General features: G+C 71.2%; 17 protein-coding genes, 5 tRNA genes and 2 pseudogenes. 14 read left to right on the top strand and 10 right to left on the bottom strand.

Annotated elements, in window-relative coordinates; translation table 11 throughout:
• The first annotated feature begins 6 nt into the window (after positions 1-6).
• From AC2CHE_RS19805 to AC2CHE_RS19790, 4 genes are read left to right on the top strand one after another with little or no spacing between them, the layout of a single operon-like run.
• Positions 7-1143 (top strand): 8-amino-7-oxononanoate synthase, encoded by a 1137-nt coding sequence (locus tag AC2CHE_RS19805; RefSeq protein WP_484506377.1) that lies wholly within the window; start codon positions 7-9, stop codon positions 1141-1143.
• Positions 1131-1868: a dethiobiotin synthase gene (gene bioD, locus AC2CHE_RS19800; RefSeq protein ID WP_484506376.1), complete on the top strand. Its 738-nt coding sequence runs from the start codon at positions 1131-1133 to the stop codon at positions 1866-1868. Before AC2CHE_RS19805 ends, bioD begins: the two co-directional genes overlap by 13 nt.
• Before the next feature lie 59 nt (positions 1869-1927).
• Positions 1928-3511 (top strand): sensor histidine kinase, encoded by a 1584-nt coding sequence (locus AC2CHE_RS19795; RefSeq protein ID WP_484506375.1) that lies wholly within the window; start codon positions 1928-1930, stop codon positions 3509-3511.
• Positions 3508-4185 carry a response regulator gene (locus tag AC2CHE_RS19790; RefSeq protein ID WP_484506374.1) on the top strand — a complete coding sequence of 226 codons (678 nt, stop codon included), beginning with the start codon at positions 3508-3510 and terminating at the stop codon, positions 4183-4185. Before AC2CHE_RS19795 ends, AC2CHE_RS19790 begins: the two co-directional genes overlap by 4 nt.
• 21 nt (positions 4186-4206) lie before the next feature.
• Here AC2CHE_RS19790 and AC2CHE_RS19785 read toward each other — a convergent pair whose 3' ends face one another.
• The 4 genes from AC2CHE_RS19785 to AC2CHE_RS19770 all read right to left on the bottom strand — a co-directional run bounded on the left by AC2CHE_RS19785 (position 4207) and on the right by AC2CHE_RS19770 (position 7849).
• Entirely contained in the window at positions 4207-4959 is a 753-nt protein-coding gene (locus AC2CHE_RS19785) for an ABC transporter permease (RefSeq protein WP_484506373.1), read from the bottom strand.
• Positions 4956-5885 (bottom strand): ATP-binding cassette domain-containing protein, encoded by a 930-nt coding sequence (locus tag AC2CHE_RS19780; protein WP_484506372.1) that lies wholly within the window; start codon positions 5883-5885, stop codon positions 4956-4958. Before AC2CHE_RS19780 ends, AC2CHE_RS19785 begins: the two co-directional genes overlap by 4 nt.
• Positions 5886-5959: 74 nt before the next feature.
• Positions 5960-7168, bottom strand: coding sequence for a cytochrome P450 (locus AC2CHE_RS19775; protein ID WP_484506396.1), 1209 nt, complete (start codon positions 7166-7168; stop codon positions 5960-5962).
• A gap of 12 nt (positions 7169-7180) precedes the next feature.
• Positions 7181-7849 (bottom strand): class I SAM-dependent methyltransferase, encoded by a 669-nt coding sequence (locus AC2CHE_RS19770; RefSeq protein WP_484506371.1) that lies wholly within the window; start codon positions 7847-7849, stop codon positions 7181-7183.
• A gap of 176 nt (positions 7850-8025) precedes the next feature.
• On the opposite strand from AC2CHE_RS19770, the gene AC2CHE_RS19765 reads away from it, so the two are divergent.
• Positions 8026-8940: a PT domain-containing protein gene (locus AC2CHE_RS19765; RefSeq protein ID WP_484506370.1), complete on the top strand. Its 915-nt coding sequence runs from the start codon at positions 8026-8028 to the stop codon at positions 8938-8940.
• Positions 8941-8998: 58 nt separating this feature from the next.
• Here the strand turns inward: AC2CHE_RS19765 and AC2CHE_RS19760 are convergent, their stop codons facing one another.
• Both AC2CHE_RS19760 and AC2CHE_RS19755 read right to left on the bottom strand, forming a co-directional pair.
• Positions 8999-9574: a TIGR03086 family metal-binding protein gene (locus AC2CHE_RS19760; RefSeq protein WP_484506369.1), complete on the bottom strand. Its 576-nt coding sequence runs from the start codon at positions 9572-9574 to the stop codon at positions 8999-9001.
• 61 nt (positions 9575-9635) lie between these two features.
• On the bottom strand, positions 9636-10238 hold the full coding sequence (locus AC2CHE_RS19755) for a TetR/AcrR family transcriptional regulator (RefSeq protein WP_484506368.1): 603 nt from the start codon (positions 10236-10238) through the stop codon (positions 9636-9638).
• Between the two features lie 175 nt (positions 10239-10413).
• Here AC2CHE_RS19755 and AC2CHE_RS19750 point away from each other — a divergent pair.
• From AC2CHE_RS19750 to AC2CHE_RS19730, 5 genes are all read left to right on the top strand, one after another.
• Positions 10414-10485: transfer RNA gene (locus tag AC2CHE_RS19750), tRNA-Gly, on the top strand.
• A gap of 34 nt (positions 10486-10519) precedes the next feature.
• Positions 10520-10590, top strand: a tRNA-Cys gene (locus AC2CHE_RS19745).
• Positions 10591-10605: 15 nt separating this feature from the next.
• A tRNA-Val gene (locus AC2CHE_RS19740) sits at positions 10606-10680 on the top strand.
• Positions 10681-10807: 127 nt separating this feature from the next.
• Positions 10808-11404 (top strand): PadR family transcriptional regulator, encoded by a 597-nt coding sequence (locus AC2CHE_RS19735; RefSeq protein WP_484506367.1) that lies wholly within the window; start codon positions 10808-10810, stop codon positions 11402-11404.
• A complete protein-coding gene (locus AC2CHE_RS19730; RefSeq protein ID WP_484506366.1) occupies positions 11401-12621 on the top strand; it encodes an FAD-dependent monooxygenase in 1221 nt (406 codons plus the stop codon). The genes AC2CHE_RS19735 and AC2CHE_RS19730 overlap by 4 nt, the downstream gene beginning before the upstream one ends.
• Before the next feature lie 85 nt (positions 12622-12706).
• On the opposite strand, the gene AC2CHE_RS19725 is transcribed toward AC2CHE_RS19730, so the two are convergent.
• The gene (locus tag AC2CHE_RS19725) at positions 12707-12952 is read right to left on the bottom strand and encodes a DUF6458 family protein (protein WP_484506365.1); all 246 of its coding nucleotides are present in this window, start codon (positions 12950-12952) and stop codon (positions 12707-12709) included.
• 153 nt (positions 12953-13105) lie between these two features.
• On the opposite strand from AC2CHE_RS19725, the gene AC2CHE_RS19720 reads away from it, so the two are divergent.
• Positions 13106-13178, top strand: a tRNA-Gly gene (locus AC2CHE_RS19720).
• Between the two features lie 33 nt (positions 13179-13211).
• Positions 13212-13286: transfer RNA gene (locus tag AC2CHE_RS19715), tRNA-Val, on the top strand.
• A gap of 128 nt (positions 13287-13414) precedes the next feature.
• Here AC2CHE_RS19715 and AC2CHE_RS19710 read toward each other — a convergent pair.
• The 3 genes and pseudogenes from AC2CHE_RS19710 to AC2CHE_RS19700 form a co-directional block, all read right to left on the bottom strand.
• Positions 13415-13918, bottom strand: a complete 504-nt coding sequence (locus tag AC2CHE_RS19710) for a hypothetical protein (RefSeq protein WP_484506364.1) — start codon at positions 13916-13918, stop codon at positions 13415-13417.
• Positions 13919-14053: 135 nt separating this feature from the next.
• Positions 14054-14446 carry a hypothetical protein gene (locus tag AC2CHE_RS19705; RefSeq protein ID WP_484506363.1) on the bottom strand — a complete coding sequence of 131 codons (393 nt, stop codon included), beginning with the start codon at positions 14444-14446 and terminating at the stop codon, positions 14054-14056.
• Positions 14447-14465: 19 nt separating this feature from the next.
• Positions 14466-14627, bottom strand: a pseudogene (locus AC2CHE_RS19700) (IS5/IS1182 family transposase); the annotation flags it as partial.
• Between the two features lie 411 nt (positions 14628-15038).
• On the opposite strand from AC2CHE_RS19700, the gene AC2CHE_RS19695 reads away from it, so the two are divergent.
• Positions 15039-15407: a hypothetical protein gene (locus AC2CHE_RS19695; RefSeq protein WP_484506362.1), complete on the top strand. Its 369-nt coding sequence runs from the start codon at positions 15039-15041 to the stop codon at positions 15405-15407.
• 85 nt (positions 15408-15492) lie between these two features.
• Positions 15493-17088: pseudogene (gene abc-f / locus AC2CHE_RS19690) on the top strand (ribosomal protection-like ABC-F family protein); the annotation flags it as partial.
• Between the last annotated feature and the right edge of the window lie 183 nt (positions 17089-17271).

The raw sequence follows: 17271 nt of genomic DNA, 5'->3' as shown, positions 1-17271 counted from the left end.
GTGGTCGTGGCGGACTGGCTGGCGGCGCTGGACCGCCGTGCCGAGCTGCGGGCGAAGGCGGGACTGACCCGCCGGCTGTACCCCCGCGCCGCCGCCGACGGCGTGATCGACCTGGCCGGCAACGACTACCTGGGCCTGGCCACGCACCCCGAGGTGATCGCCGCCGCCGCCCGGTCCCTCGCCGCGTACGGGCTGGGTGCGACCGGCTCGCGGCTGGTGCGCGGGTCGACCGAAGCCCACCGCACGTTGGAGGAGACGCTCGCCGACTGGCTCGGCACCGATCGGGCTCTGGTCTTCTCCTCCGGTTACCTGGCCAACCTCGGGGCGGTCCGCGCGCTGGTGCGTCCCCGCACGCTGCTGGTCTCGGACGCGCACAACCACGCCTCACTGATCGACGGCTGTCGTATCTCCGGTGCGGAAACGCTGGTGACGCCGCACGCCGACGTGGCGGCGGTCGCCGCCGCCCTCGCCGCCGCACCGGGTCGGCCAGCCGTGGTGGTCACCGAGTCGGTCTTCTCCGTCGACGGTGACCTCGCCCCGCTGGCGCGGCTGCACGCCACCGCCCGCGAACACGGCGCGTTGCTGCTCGTCGACGACGCGCACGCGGTGGGCGTGCTCGGCCCGGACGGCGCCGGCGCGGTGGCCGGTGCCGGGCTGACCGGCGAACCCGACGTGGTGGTCACCGCGACCCTGTCCAAGGCGCTCGGCGGAGCCGGCGGCGTGGTGGCCGGCCCGGCCGAATTCGTCCGGCACCTGGTGGAGACCGCGCGGACCTTCATCTACGACACCGCCCTGCCACCCGTGGTGGCGGCCGGGGCGCAGGCCGCCGTCGAGCTGGCCCGCTCCGGCGCCGGCCTGCGCGCCGAACTGGCCGAGCGGGTCACCCTCGCGGTCGGCCGGCTGCGCGCCGCCGGCCTGGACGTCTCCGCCGCCGACGCCGCCGTCGTCTCGGTCACCGCACCCGGTCCGGAGGCGGCGACGGCGTGGGCCACCGCCTGCCGGGACCGTGGAGTTGCGGTCGGCTGTTTCCGCCCGCCGTCCACCCCCGACAACCGGTCGAGGCTGCGCCTGACGATCAGCGCCGGGATGCCGCGAGCGGAATTCGAACACGCCCTGGAGGTCATCGTGGAATGTGCGCCGTGACGGATCAGTGGCGTGGACCGGTGCTGGTCACCGGCACCGACACCGAGGTCGGCAAGACGGTGGTGACCGCGGCCATCACGGCCGCGGCGCAGGCGGCCGGACTGCGGGTCGCGGTGGTCAAACCGGGCCAGACCGGTACGGCGACCGGCGACCCCGCCGACGTCGAGACGGTCGCCCGGCTGGCCGCCCCGATGACCGGTCGTACGCTGGCCAGCTTCCCGGACCCGCTCGCGCCGTTGGCCGCGGCCCGGGTGGCCGAGCTGCCGCCGCTGGAGCTGTACAGCGCGGTCGACGCGGTGCGGGAAGAGGCCGACAAGCACGATCTGGTGCTGATCGAGGGAGCCGGTGGACTGCTCGTACCGATGGGCCTGCGGCCGTCGGGGGAGCCGTGGACGGTCGCCGACCTGGCCGTGTCGCTCGGCGCTGCGGCGGTGGTGGTGGCCCGGGCCGGCCTGGGCACCCTGAACCACACCGCGCTCACCCTGGAGGCCCTGGACCGGCGGGCCGTGCCGGCGGGGGTCGTGATCGGTGCCTGGCCGACCGAGCCGGAGCTGGTGCACTGGGCGAACCTGAGCGACCTGCTGCCGAACCTGCTCGGCGCGCTGCCGGCCGGGGCCGGGTCGATCGATCCGGGAGTGTTCCGGCGCTCCGCGCCGGGCTGGCTCACCCCGGCGCTGTACGGCGTACTCGACGACTGGCGCGCCTGGGCTGACGAAACCATCTGACCCGAACCCGCCGACCTGCTGACTTTCGTCAGTGCCGACCTCGGCCGGGGGTGGGTAGCGTGACCGCTGTGCACAAGAGGTGGCGTGACCTGCTGCTCTGGGCGGTGCTGGCCGCGCCGTTCGGGTACGTCGGCGCTACTCCGCCGTACTCCCGCGACGCCATGGCGTCGCTGCTCATCGGCCTGGGCGGGGCCGGTGTCGCGGTCGCGGTGAGTCGGCGGCTGCCGCTTGTCGCCCTGCTCGTGGTGGTGCTCGGTACGCTGCTCGACGGCAACTTCGTCTTCGCCATCCCGGTGTTCAGCTACCTGGCCGGCCGACGCAGTCCACGTCCGCTGCCGGTGGCCGTGGGGTTCGCGGTGGTCGCGGCGGGTGGGACGCTGCTCAATCTCGGGCTGCTCGGTACCGGCATGGCCACCTGGTTCCTGCTCGCCACGGTGCTGCTCTTCGCGGGTGTCTTTCCCTGGCTGATCGGCAGGTACCGGCGGCAACAGGCCGCGCTGGTCGACGCCGGTCGCCGCTACGAACAGGCCCGTACGCACGAGCGACAGGGGGCGGCGGAACGGATCCGGCTGCGCGAGCGGGCCCGCATCGCGCGGGAGATGCACGACTCGCTCGGGCACGCGCTGAGCCTGATCGCGCTGCGTGCCGCCGCACTGGAACTCGCCGACGGACTCGACGTCCGGCACCGCGCCGCCGCCGGTGAGCTGCGGGCCAGTGTGGCCGAGGCGACCGAGCGGCTGCACGGGATCATCGGGGTGCTTCGTGAGGAGACCGCACCGGTCACCACCCGCCCCGCCGGGGAGGACATCGCCGAACTGGTCGACGGCGCGCGGGAGGCCGGCATGGCGGTGCGGCTGGACCTACGGAGCATGTCGCCGGACCCGGCGGAGGTGCCGCCGGGCCTGCCGAACGCGCCGCCGGCCCTGCCGGAGCTGACGTGGCACGCCGTGTACGGGTTGGTGCGCGAGGCGTTGACGAATGCCGCCCGGTACGCGCCCGGAGCCGAGGTGACGGTCAGCGTGGTGCGGCGGGGGGACGGTGTCGTAGTGGAGGTGGTCAACGAGTCACCGCCGGCCGGTCCGCTGCCGGGACCGCCCGCCACCGGCTCCGGCCTGTTCGCCCTGGCCGAACGGGTCCGGCTCGCCGGTGGCTCGCTCAGCGCCGGGGAACGTCCGCAGGGCGGATTCGGCGTCCGAGCCCGATTACCCCTACCTGCCGCCGCCAGCAACGCTGACGCCGCTCTCGCGGCCCTGCCCGACGTGACCGACCTGCCCGACGCGGCGCCGGCCGGCTCGGCTGCTGCCGGCGGTCACCCGGTTGGCTCGGCAGCCCGCCGGCAGGTCCGGCGCAGCCTGCTGGTGGCGCTCGGCGCACCGGTCGGCCTCACGCTGGCACTGTCGCTGATCTACTACCCGGTGGCCACCGTCGGCACCGTGCTGGACCAGAGCACCTTCGAGGAACTGCCGGTGGGTGTCGCCCGGGGCGACCTGGTTGGCCTGCCGCCCCGGCAGGTCGACCGGCCTGCCGGGGCGCGGCCGGACTGCGAGTACTACACCGACGGCAACTTCCCGCTGGCCGAGCCGACGTGGCGGTTGTGCTTCGTCGACGGGCGGCTGGTCAGCAAGGTGCGGATGAACGAATGACGAGCGTCCAGTTGGAGCCGGTACGGGTGCTGTTGGCCGACGACGAGGCGATGATCCGGGCGGGCGTCCGGGCGATCCTGGCCACCGACCCCGGCATCGAGGTGGTCGCCGAGGCCGGCGACGGCCGGGCGGCCGTGGAACTGGCCAGGGCCCACCGACCTCGGCTGGCCCTGCTGGACATCCGGATGCCGAAGCTGGACGGGCTCGCCGCCGCCGCCGAGATCCGCCGTACGGTGCCGCAGACGGCCACCATCATGCTCACCACGTTCGGCGAGGACGACCATGTGGCCCGGGCACTGGGTCACGGGGCGAGCGGCTTCCTGCTCAAGTCCGGCGACCCGCGGGAACTGATCGCCGGGGTGCACGCGGTAGCCGGTGGCGGCGCCTACCTGTCCCCGACGGTGGCCCGCCGGGTGATCGAGCTGGGCGGCGACCGGGTTGCCCGTCGACCGCTGGCCCAGGACCGGCTGGCCGGGCTGACCACCCGGGAGCGGGAGGTGTTGGCGTTGGTCGGGGCGGGACTGTCCAACGCCGAGATCGCCCGCCGGCTGTATCTGGTCGAGGGCACCGTGAAGACCTACCTGACAAGCATCTTCACCCGGCTTGAGGTGCGTAACCGGGTGCAGGCGGCGATCCTCGCGTACGAGGCGGGGCTGGTCGAACCAGTCGAGTAGGCACCAGCCCCGCCTGACCTCTCACGCGTCGCGTCTGCGCAGCGCCGCTCGGCCGGCGAGCAGCGCCGCGGCGGCCCAGCCGGCGAGCAACAGCAGCCCGACCGCCGCCGGATACGGTCGCCCGTCGCCGACCAGGAAGTGCCGACCGGCCTCGCCGGGTAGTGCGTCGGCGATCCGGTTCAGTGCCGTGATGTCCGGATCGCGCAGCGACAGTGGCACGATCATCAGCACCGCGAGGAGAACCGTCAGGGTGAGCACCGCGCTGCGCAGGAAGGCTCCGAGCCCGAGCGCCAGAACACCGATCAACGCCAGGTAGGCGGCCAGCGCGACCACGTCGCGGAGGGTGCCGGTCACCGGCGCGGCACCCCATTCACCGAGCACCGGCGAAGCGACAAGCGCGCCGACGCCGCCGAGTAGCAGCCCGAGACCGAAGGTCACGGTCGCGGTGACCGCCGCCTTGGCCAGCAGTACGCGACCCCGCGACGGCGTGCACTGCAGGGTGGTGCGGATCGTCCCGGTGGTGAACTCGCTGGTGATCATCAGTAGGCCGAGGGCCAGCACGGCGTACTGGACCAGCTCCAGCGAATCGATGAGCACGCTGCCCAACGGCACCACCCCGGCATCGTCGCTCGCATCGTCGTTCGTGTTGCCGTTGGCGACGTAGATCGCCAGCTGCCCGGCGGTGGCCGCCATGAGCACCACCGCGGCGAGCACCGTCCACCAGGTGCTGCGTACCGTCCGGAGCTTGGTCCACTCCGCGCGGATCGTGGTCATGCCGCCGCACCTCCCGCGCCGGCCGGGTACTCGACCTGGTTGGCGGTCAGGGCCATGAAGGCCCGCTCCAGGGATGCCTCGTGCGAAGCCAACTCGTGCAGCGGCACCCCGAGTTCGTACGCCAGCTCTCCCACGCGCTCGACGGTGCTGCCGGTGACGGTCAGCTCGTCGGGTCCGCCGGACTCGACCACCGCATCGGCGGCGGTCAGCCGGTCGGCGAGGGCAGCCAGCCCGGCCGGCTGCGGGCTGCGGACCCGTACGGCGAGCCCGCTGTCGGCGATCACCTGAGCGGTCGGCGCGTCGGCGATCAGCCGGCCCTGGCCGAGCACCACCAACCAGTCCGCGGTCTGCTGCATCTCACTCATCAGGTGGCTGGAGATCAGCACCGTCCGGCCCTCGGCGGCCAGGGACCGGCTGAGCTGCCGGATCCAGCGCACCCCGTCCGGGTCGAGACCGTTCACCGGTTCGTCGAACATCAGCACCGGCGGGTCACCGAGCAGGGCACCGGCGATGCCGAGCCGCTGACCCATGCCGAGGGAGAGTGCGCGAGCCGGCTTGGCCGCCGCCCGATCGTCGAGCCCGACGGTGGCGAGCACCTCCTCTACCCGGCGTTCGGATATGCCGTTGCTGGCGGCCATCGCGGACAGGTGGGCCCGGCCGGAGCGGGCTGGATGCAGGGCCCGCGCGTCCAGCAGCGCACCGATCTCGTGCAGCGGCCGGCGCAGCTCGCGGTACGATCGCCCGCCGATCAGCGCCTGGCCGGCGGTGGGCTGGTCCAGTCCCAGGATCAGCCGCATGGTGGTCGACTTGCCGGCGCCGTTGGGCCCGAGGAAGCCGGTGACGCGGCCGGGACCGATCTCGAAGGTCAGCTCGTCGACCGCGGTGGTCTCCCCGAACCGCTTGGTCAACGCACGTAACGTAATCATGTCCGGACATTAGGTCCGCGACGGGCCGACCCACCGTGCCCGAAAGGCACCACCCGGCCCTGACTTTCGTCAACTCACGCTCTCGTCACCGCACGCCCGACCCGACGGCGGACGACGAAGGTGTCGGGCATCCGGAAGGTGAGATTGTCGGGATAGTGGGGCGGACGCACCACGCGTACCCCGGACAGCAGCGGCGCGGCCTCGCGCACCAGCGTGACGGCTTCCATCCGGGCGAGTTGGTGGCCGACGCAGCGGTGCGCGCCCGCCCCGAAGGCCACATGCCGGCGCGAGCCGCGCTGCCCCGGGCGGAAATCGTCCGGAGATTCGACGACGTGCGGGTCCCGTCCGGCTCGGGCCAGCCACAACACCACACTGGTACCCGCCGGCACCCCCGTCCCGCCCAGCGTGGTGTCCACGGCGGCGACCCGCCGCCAGGTGACGATCGGCGGTTCCAGTCGCAGCCCCTCCTCCACCACGTCGGCGGCGTCGACCGAGCCGTCGCACAGCCCGGTGAGCACCGCCGGCTCACCGGTGAGCCGGTGCAGCAGCAGGGTGAGAAACTGCGAGGTGGTCTCCTGCCCGGCGACCAGCAGGAAGAACAGCGCGCCGACGACCACGTCGGGCGGGTGCCCGGCGGCGCGCAGGGACGCGACCAGACCGTCGCCGGTGGCCGCGAAATCCCGTAGCAGCCGGTGGAAACGCCCCACCTCGGCGGCGAGTACCCGCTGCCGCTCGGCGTCCAGCGGCGCCCAGAAGAGTTCCAGCGCCGCGCGGGCGAACTCCTTCACCGCCGCGACGGGGGCGTCGGGCAGGTCGACCAGCCGGGCCAGGACCAGCAGCGGCAGGTCGGCGGCGAGACCCGCGTGCAGGTCGACCGGTGCGCCGGTGTCCAGGGCGGCGGTCAGTTCGCCGACCCGCTGCCGGACCAGCGCGGTCAACCAGTCCCGTTGGGCGACCACCCGCTGCGGGTGCAGGGCCTCGGCGACCAGGGCACGGATCCCCGGATGACTGACGCCACCGTTGTTGGCCAGCGTCGGTGGTAGCCGGAACCGATGGGCGGCGAGCACCCGCAGCGCGGCCACCGGCAACGGGGTGACCGCGTCCAGCGCGTTGTCGGGTCGGAACGTGGTGGGATCGGTGAGCACCTGCCGGACCAGGGCGTGCCGGGTCACCAGCAGGTGCTCGACGCCCACGTGGTCGGCGACCCGGGCCACGTCGGGCCAATGGGTAACGCCGGCCCCGGCCGCTGCGGGCGTCGGGACCTGCTCCCAGCTGCGGAACAGCACGGCGTCACGCTAGTCGGCCGGTCCCGGTCGGCTGTTACGCAGCCGCCACACCGTGGTGCGCTTCACCCGTACGCTCTCCAGCGCCTCGCTGACCGGCACCTCGTAGGTGGCGAGTTCGTCGAAGCGTTCCCGGGGCAGGAAGACCCGCCCCGGATCGCCGACCAGCACCGACGCGCCGGCCCGGGTGGCACGCAGCAGGAACCGCAGGACCCGGTTGGCCATCGCCCCGCTGTAGAAGACGTCACCGGCCAGGATCACCTCGGCGTCGCCCGCGTCGCCGTCGAGGAGGTCGCCGAGTTCGGCGTCGACGCGTACCCCGTTGGCCTCGGCGTTGAGTGCGACGGCCGCGACGGCCAGTTCGTCGACCTCCACGGCGCGGACGGCGGTCGCGCCGGCCCGGGCGGCGGCGATGGCCACCAGGCCGGAGCCGGAGGCCAGGTCGAGCACCCGGCGACCGGCCACCGTCTCCGGGTGGTCGATGACGTAGCGCGCCAGAGCCTGGCCGCCGGCCCAGGCGAAGGCCCAGAACGGTGGCGGACGGTCGCTGCGGAACTCGCCCTCGGTCAGCTCCCACAACCCGATCGGCTCGTCCGCCTGGTGCAGCCGCACCTCGGGCACGAAGGCGACGGGGGCGAGTCGGGCGTGCAGCCGGACGAAGGCGGTGGAGAGGGCGGACATCCGGTGATTGTCCACCGTCACCGTGCCCGGCGTGTCGCGGGTGATCCGTGAGCGGTTCAATACCGTACGTGAAATCGGGCATCTCGCTTCACGGTACGTGCGAACACGCCCGTCTACCGGGTGGCCTCCCGCGCTCCTAGCGTTGCCAATGGAGACGACCAACGGGAGGACGGATCGTGAAGAGGCTGTGGCGTTACACGCTACGGATCGGGGTGGCGCTGGCATGTCTCACCGGGGTGGACTTCGCCATGACCGCGCCGGCGCACGCGGCGTTCGCCACCGAACTCGGCGGCCTGCCGGACCAGTTCACCGCCGGTGGGCGGGTGGCGACGGTCTCCGCTGTGGTGTCCCGCGACGACCGGGGCGACTGCATCAAGGTGCGCTGGTCCCTGGTGCTGGGGGTGCAGGGGTTGCGACTGGACCAGGTGCGGGTGGATCGGATCGAGGAGACAGGTTCGTTCCCGGTGGAGGTGCGTGCCGAGGGCGACGCGGCTCGACTGACCGACCGTCAGCTCGACCCGGGCACGCTCTGCCCGGGGCGTACGGTCACCGCGCGGTACCGGATCGCGTTCGACCGGGACGTCGACCGGGGGCGGGTGAGCCTCGCCGCTGAGGCGTACGACCGGAACTCGCGGTTGCTGTCCCGGCAGACGGCGACCCGCGAGGTGGTGGGTCGGAGGGTGGAAGCCCGCCCCACGACCGCGTCACCCACCCCGTCCCAGGCGCCGACGGTGGACCCGACGGTGGACCCGACGGAGGAGCCGGTCGAGGTGCCGACGGTGGATCCGACCGAGGAGGAGAGCGATCCCGCCGACGACGCGGGGTACGCGGGCGGGGCGGCCGACCCGCCGGACGCCGACGCGGCCGGTAACCGGACCGGCAGCGGGCTGGGTCTGACCGAGGTGGCCTTCCTCCTCGGCGGCCTGCTGCTCTTCCTCGGGGTGGGCCTGCTGCTGCGGCTGCGGCAGCTGACCCGTGAACCCGAGGCAGCGGTCGATGCCGGCGCTCCGACGCCCGGGCCTTGGGAACGGCGGTCGGACCCGCGCAGCCGGTGGCGGACGGTGCCCCGCGACGGCGGTTACCTGAGTTGACCTGGGCCACGGCGGGGCGGGCGGCATCCGTCCGTCCCCGCTGTGGCGTCAGGTCACGTCACGGTGCCCAGTCGGGGTCGCGGCCGAAGGCGGCGAGGAGTCGGTCCTGTTCACCTGCTCCGGCGGGCAGCTCGACCTCAGGTTCGACGAGGCCGTTGCGCCGGTAGTCCGCGACGTGGCGGGAGTACCAGCGGGCCGCCTCGGCGACCGCGTCGGCGTCCATCGTCGGGTCCGCGCCGATCGCCACCGCCAGGTCCCAGCCGTGGACGAGGTGTTCGGCCAGGAGTTGGTGCAGGTACTCCTCGGCGGAGGTCGCGCCGGCCGACAGGTGCACCGTCCGGTCCAGGGTCCCCGGGCTGGTCGCGGCGACCTCGGCCTGCGCCGCGGCCTCGCGGGCGGTCTGGATCGGGTCCGCACCCAGCTGGTCGCCGTCGTAGCGGTCACCGACCTCGTCGATGGTGCGCCCGGCGAGCAGCGGCACGCTCCAGCGTTCCTCGCCGACCACATGGTTGACAAGTGTGCGGACGTCCCAGCCGGGGCAGGGGGTGGCGGCTGACCATTGGCCGGGGTGTACCTGTTCCACCCGGTCGGTGAACTCGGCCAGGCTGCGCCGGTACGTCTTCAGCAGCTCCATGCCGCCTTTGTTCCCGTCGGTGGCTCGGGTAACCCGCCGGATTCGGTGGCGCCGGTCGCGGCTAGTCCAGCTGCTCGGCATCCAGCCCGAGTTCGCGGGCGGTCACCAGGCGCACCCACTCGGCGAACTGCCGGCGGGAGATCACCCGGTCGTGCACCGCGAGCTGCACCGCCAGGCCATCCATCACGGCGCTGATCCGCCAGGCCGCGCCCGCCGGGTCGGTGCAGACGAAGCTGCCCTCCCGGACCCCGTCGGCGATCACCGTGGCGAGGTCCTGCCGCCACCGCAGGTCCAGCTTGCGGGAGACCTTCTCCAACTCGGGAGTACGCAGGGACTCCGCCCAGCCGTCGATCCACATGGACCAGGAGGTGGCACGCCCGGCCGGGGTGTAGAGGCGCAGGATGCGGCGGAGCTTGCTCAGCGGGGGAGCGCTGGAGCGGGTGACCGCGTCCAGCCGGGCCAGATCCTGCTCGACGGCGTACGCGAAGGCCTGGGCGAGCAGTCGTTCCTTCGTGGCAAAGTGGTAGAAGACAAGTGCCTGGCTCACCCCGGCGGCCTGCGCCACATCAGCCGTGCGGGTGTTCGCCAACCCGCGCTGCCCGATCACGTCACATGCGGTGCGCAGCAGGGCATCCAGGCGGATCTCCGCCGCACGTCTCGTCACGCCCGTCACCGTATCCGATCGAAACGGATACGTCCGGTCACCAAACCCCTGTTAATCCTGCTTACGACAGTCGGAAGGTGGACAGTTCCGGACCCGCCGGGACGGGAGCCCGATTTGGCATCCGTTCCACCGCTCGGCTAGAGTTCTCATCCGTCACCGGGTTCTCCCGGGGCGTGCGGACGTAGCGCAGTGGTAGCGCATCACCTTGCCAAGGTGAGGGTCGCGGGTTCGAATCCCGTCGTCCGCTCGGAGCTGCCGCCACGCGTGACGGGGGCAACCTCGGTGGGGTGGCCGAGAGGCGAGGCAACGGCCTGCAAAGCCGTGTACGCGGGTTCAAATCCCGTCCCCACCTCGGTAAGAACAGCAAGGGCGATTGGCGCAGTGGGAGCGCGCTTCCTTGACACGGAAGAGGTCACTGGTTCAAACCCAGTATCGCCCACCAGCAGATCAAAGCCCGCTACCGGATCTCCGGTAGCGGGCTTTTCGCATGTCCACGTCACACCTTCCGGGAGCGGGTTGACGCTCTATTGGTCAGTCCTGCATAGTCAGCATTGACTAAAGGAGTGGTGGTGGAGCGACGTCGGAGAGTGCCCAACCCGCTGGCCCTGGCCGTGCTGGCCTGGCTGATGTGGGAGCCGATGCACCCCTACGAGTTGGGCCGACGGCTCAAGCAGACCGGTCAGGACAAGCTCATCCGGTACACCCGCAGCTCCCTCTACATGGTCATCGAGCAGCTCGACAGGGCCGGCTTCGTCACCGCGCAGGAGACGGTCCGGGACAGCGCCCGACCCGAGCGCACGGTGTACGCGATCACCGAAGAGGGCCGCCACGAGGTGCACGACTGGCTGCGCTCCCTGCTCGCCCAGCCCCGCGACGAATATCCGCACTTCGCCGTCGCGCTGTCGTTGCTCAGCCTGCTCCCGCCCGACGAGGCGGTCGAGGTGCTGCGCCGCCGGTCGGCGGCGCTGGCCGGCCGGATCGAGGAGACCCGCACGACCGTGGACGAGGCCCGCGCCGACGGCGTCGCCTGGATCTTCCTGGTCGAGGAGCAGTACGCGCTCACGCTGCTGGAGGCCGAGCGCCGGTTCGTCACCGAGCTGATCGAGTCACTCAAGCAGCCGGACTATGCGAAGTCCTGGCAGGAGACCATGGGGGGTCGCGCATGACATCCGTCCGAACCGCGTTGGTGATCGGCGGCGGGATAGCCGGGCCGGTGACCGCGATGGCGCTGGGCCGGGTCGGGATCGAGGCCACGGTCCACGAGGCGTACCCGTCGGCGGCCGAGGGGAGCGGAGTCACCCTGACCATGGCGCCCAACGGGCTTGCCGCGTTGCGCTGGGTCGACGCCGCGCGGGCCGTCGAGTGCGTGGGACTGCCCATGCGACGGACCGTGGTCACCGACGGTCGCGGAGGCCGCATCGGCGCCTTCCCGCACGTGTCGGTGGAACCGGTCACACTGGGGCTGTGGCGCGACGACCTGGCCCGGGTGCTGCGCGAGCGGGCCGAGGCGCAGGGCGTACGCATCTGGTACGACAAGCGACTGGTCGACGCCGAACAGCACGCCGACGGCGTGCTCGCCCGGTTCGCCGACGGCTCCACGGCCAGCGCCGACGTGCTGATCGGCGCGGACGGCATCCGCTCCCGGGTGCGTACGCTCATCGACCCGCAGGCACCGGGGCCGCAGGTGCTGCCACTGCTGAATCTCGGTGGCGCGGCCGGGTACGCGGTGCCCGACGCCGATCCGGAGGCGATGTACTTCGTCTTCGGTGCCCGTGCCTTCTTCGGCTACTGGGTGCAGCCCGACGGTCGCACCGCCTGGTTCGCCAACGTGCCGGACCGCCGACCGACCAGCTACGCCGAGGCGAGCCAGATTCCGCGATCGCAGTGGTTGCGCCGGCTCCGCGAGGTGTTCGCCGACGACGTGCCGGCCCGGCAGGTCCTCGCCCACACCGAGCCGGACGACCTGGTGGCCATCGGATCGATCGAGAGCATGCCGTCGGTGCCGCGTTGGTACGGCGGTCGGATGGCGCTGGTGGGTGATGCGGTGCACGCGCCGTCACCGAGTTCCGGCCAGGGTGCGTCACTGGCCGTGGAGAGCGCCGTGCAGTTGGCCCGCTGCCTGCGGGACCACTCCGACGTGCCGGCCGCGTTCGACGCGTACGAGCGGCTGCGCCGTGGGCGGGTCGAGAAGGTGCTCCGGCGGGGTCGGCAGACGACCTCCACCAAGACGGTCGGCCCGATCGCGAAGCGGATGATGCGGCTGATGATGCCGTTGGCGTTGCGTACCTTCCTCGACCCGGAGCGGACGCTCGGCCCGGAGCAGCGCTACCGGATCGACTGGGACGCGCCCGTCGCCACGGAACTCGCCGCCGGCCGCCCCTGAGTCGACGAACTGTGCGTGCCGCGCCGCGTCGCCGACGCGTGGTGGTGGCGGCCACCGTCCGGTGGTCGCCACCACCCGCAGCCGGTCACATCGGCGGCGCGACGTCCCGACGCTCCTCGACCCGGCGGTACTCCACCGGCTCCTCCGTGGTGGTGGCGACCGTCTGGCGACGGCGGCTCCGAAGGAGCGTCGTCAGGACCAGGCCGAGCACGCCGGCGGCCATCAGGATCCAGCCGACCACGTCCACATCGAGCCCGCCGATGCTGGCGTTGACCGCGAAGGTGAGGATGGCGCCGAGCGCCAACAGAAAGATGCTGGTGCCGATACCCATGACAGCCTCCTTTGTCCGGGGGTGCGGTGTGCTGTCGGGGAAGTTCTGTACCCGGGGGATGAGCGGCGCAATCACGGTGGGCTCGGGGGCGGCGCCCCCGGCGATCTTGCCATCGGGTACAGTTGGCCCGTTCCCGGCGCTTGACGGGAGCAGGCGGACGTAGCGCAGCTGGTAGCGCATCACCTTGCCAAGGTGAGGGTCGCGGGTTCGAATCCCGTCGTCCGCTCGCGATCCGACCGCACCTGCGGCCGGTCACCACGGGCGATTGGCGCAGTGGGAGCGCGCTTCCTTGACACGGAAGAGGTCACTGGTTCAAACCCAGTATCGCCCACCAGCTGTATAAGCAGATCGAGCGGCTCGTATCGGATCTTCGGCAAGGGGTCGGCGCGGCGGGATCGGCCCCGCAAGCACGCTTGCCAGCCTCCTCGTAAAGGCCGGCTGCGCCCTGTACGACTTCGACGTCTACCGGAGACTGTGCAGGAGGCGTGCCTGAACGGAGCGCCACAGCCTGGTGAGCCGCGCTATCCCGGCCCGGGCGATCCGGCGAGTGCGGTACCCGGCATCCGAGACCGGCTCCGGGCAGCATCCGGACCTGCTCCGGTGCTGCTCGGCGCGACGGAACAGGCGCAGCAGTTCCGGCCACGGCTGCCACATCCTGGGGGAGAGACACGCTCGGGCGGCGGCGAATATCTGTACGGAGGGCCCGGCGTCGCGCAGGCTGTGATGCCACGCCTCCAGGGCGAGACTCCGGTCGATCACACGACGTTCGGCATAGATTGCCAAGGTGTGGTAGGCCGTGACCGCCTGGTTGATGGCGCGCCACTCCGGGCTGCCGACCGGCGGAACGTCCGCTGGCCCGCGGACCTTGAGCAGTAGTTGTCTGCCGTACTGGATCTCCGGATCAAGGAGTTGTTCATGGATGCGGCTGAAGGCGTCGAGCCGGGCACCGGCCCTGCTGCGCTGCACCGTGTAGAGGCTGAGTAGGATACCAATAGTCGCCAGAATTACCCCTAGCAGCTCGGTGTTAGCGCCGATCCAGCCCATCGGATCTCCTGCGGGGTCGTGTACGTTGTCGTGGTTCCACCCTGACGGGTGGGCACGCTATCCGGCTTGGGGCCAGAGCGTCTCGTCGCTCACGTCGTGCGCGGCCCGGCACATGTCGTAGTATTTGTTGAACAATCCTGGGCTTTCTGCCTGGTTGACGTAGTACACCGGCCGTTCCCGCCCGGTGGCGGCAGTCATGAGGGCGAAGAGCAGGTCGCCGCTGAGCGTGGTGTCATCCGGGTCGACGAACCAGAACGTATCGACGAGCAATGCGATCTTCTTAATTGTGAGCTGTTGGCGCAACTGCCCGTAGTGGCTGTCGCCACAGTGCGCCCGGACGATTCGGTCGATGTGATACGGCGCCGTCGGGTCGGTGAATGTGCGGTTCAGGCCAGAGAATTCGGTGGTGCCGCTGCCGGAGACAATCTTGTTGTAGGTGTAAGAGGGCATTCGATTTGCACTTGATCTACTAGTACGTCCCTCTCCAGGTAGGTGTTGATTCGTCCGTTATTCGGCGGCTGACGTTGTCGATCATCGCGATATGGATCATGGCCTCGGAGCTGTCCGGGCGGGTCTCGTAGTCGCGGGCGAGCCTGCGGTGCAGCATCAGCCAGCCAAGGGACCGCTCCAGGGCCCCGGACTACTCCAGGGCCCTGGTGGCCGCGCACCTTCATCCCCCGGCTGATGGCGTGGTCGACGATCCGTTCGGCGTTGCCGAATGTGGAGTCGTTCTGCTGCGGCTCAACACCGCAACTATCGCGGCACTTCCGGAAGGCGACAGTATTCGTAGTCGACTATGCCCGGGGGCGGGTCCGGGAAATCATGCTGATCCTCCAGCGTGGGATGGGAAATCTCTCTGCCACTGTGCGGATGGTTAACGTTCACACCTGTCGATGACCCTCAGGCTGGCAGAACATTCCAGGTTTTTCAACCGGAAGTTTCGGACCTGTTCCGGATCGGATGTCTAGGGTGCTCGGTCTTTCACTGAGTGAAAACTCCGGTCCCCATCGGAGGCGCGCCACGGGATGATTCGGCTCCCTCGGTGCGTTCAGCCGGAGGGTTCCAGGCGTCATGGGCGCAGGCCAACGAAAAGGCTCTCATCGATGTCGGGGCTCTGTCGAACGCGAAGAAGCTGGTCACGGCGCAGGGCGTCGAGGACCTCACCGGCGCGATGACCGGCTACACCATCGTGGAGGCGGACTCGCACGATGCGGCAGTTCAGATCTTCCCCGGGCAGCCGCACCTGTGTCTGTTCGCCGGAAACCCGATCGCGTCATCGAGTGTCCGCCTCCACCCGGCTGATCCTCCGACGACGACGGTCGTACCCCGTTGGCCTGCTGATGACGGAGATCGGTTGGCGAAGCCGGTTCGACCATGTCATCATTTTTTCGCGATGGTAGTCACTATCTAGGGAGGGTCTGATGCTCCGCTGAGCGTTCCCCGAGTCCGACCTGCCACCCCGGCGGTTGCCGACCACGACGCTTCGGAGTGTCCGCGTGCCCACCCAGATCAGCGTCCACGCCGTGACCAAGGCATACGGCGAGCGACTCCTGCTCGACGGCGTCACCTTCGCCGTTTCCCCGGACGGACGTACGGGGATCATCGGCGAGAACGGCTCCGGCAAGTCGACGCTGCTGCGCATGCTCGCCGGCCGCGAGGAGCCAGACGAGGGGCAGGTGATTGTCACCGCGGACGGCGGTGTCGGATACCTCGCCCAGGACATCTCCCTGCCCGGGCACCTCACGGTGCAGGAGGCCATCGACGCCGCGCTGGCCGACCTGCGCGCGATGGAGGCGCGGCTGCGGGAGTTGGAGCCACAGCTCGCCGCCGGCAACGAGAACGACCTGATCGAGTACGGCGACCTGGCGACCGCCTTCGAGCTGCGCGGAGGCTACGAGGCCGACGCCCGGGTCGAGCGGGCCATGTACGGGCTGGGGCTGGCCACCGTCGACCGGGACCGGCCGCTGGGCGGTCTCTCCGGCGGGGAGCAGGCCCGACTGCACCTGGCGGCGGTGCTGGCCGCCAACAGCGAGGTGCTGCTGCTCGACGAGCCGACCAACCACCTCGACGACACCGCGCTGAGCTGGTTGGAGGAGTACCTGCGCGGCCGGCGCGGCACCACGGTCGTCGTCTCCCACGACCGGGTCTTCCTGGAACAGGTCGCCACCGGCCTGATCGAGGTGGACGCCGACCGGCGCACCGTGGTCCGCTACGGCGGCGGGTACGCCGGCTACCTGGCGGAGAAGGCGGCGTCCCGGCAGCGCTGGCAGCAGGCGTACGAGCAGTGGCAGGCGGAGACGGACCGGCTGCGGGAGATGGCGGCGACCACCGCCCGGCAGGTGGCGCACGGCCGGGCGATGAAGGACCGCAACAAGATGGCCTATGACCGCAACGCCGGTCGGGTGCAGCAGTCGGTCGCGAGCCGGGTCCGCAACGCGGAGCAGCGGCTGCAACGCCTCCAGGAGGAGCCGGTGCCGCCGCCACCCGACCCGCTCCGGTTCGCCCCGCCGCTGCGTACGGCGCAGGCCACCGGGGTGCTGCTGGATGCCCGGGAGGTGACGGTTCCCGGTCGTCTGAAGCCCACCTCGCTCACCGTCGAGACGGGACAGCGGCTGCTGGTCTGTGGACCGAACGGCGCCGGGAAGAGCACGTTGCTGCGTGTCCTCGCCGGTGACCTCGCCTGCGACAGCGGCCAGGTGACCCGTCGGGGCCGGTTCGGTTACCTCCCCCAGGAGGTGTCCGCCGTCCAGCCGGAACGGACCCTGCTGGCCGCCTTCGCCGACGGACGGCCCGGACCCGCCGAGGACCACATCTCCAGCCTGATCTCCCTCGGGCTCTTCACCCGGGAGAGCCTCACCGTCCCGGTCGGCCGGCTCTCCACCGGGCAACGTCAGCGGCTGGCGCTGGCCCGGCTGTTCAGCCAGCCCGCCGACCTGCTGCTGCTCGACGAGCCCACCAACCACCTCTCGTTGGGCCTGGTCGAGGAGCTGGAGGCCGCTCTCGATGAATACCGGGGGGCCGTGGTGGTGGTCAGCCACGACCGGCGGCTGCGCCAGCACTGGCGCGGTGAGTCCCGGATGATGACCGACGGCACCTTCGTCACCAGCCTGGTCTGTCAGGGCCCCGGAGTAGTCCGCGAATGTCCTTTTTGGCCTGACGTCGTCCTGAGGGCCGTGCCCGGATGAGGAGCGAGCACGACACCTGTGGATCATGAAGTTGTCTACGCTTCAAGACTCACCAAGGGTGTCGTGCTCGCTGTGTCATCATCGCTCATC

This window comes from Micromonospora sp. ATLC16, from assembly GCF_057196645.1.
Note: the sequence above shows the minus strand (reverse complement) of the source record. Positions and strands in the feature narration are given on the sequence as shown.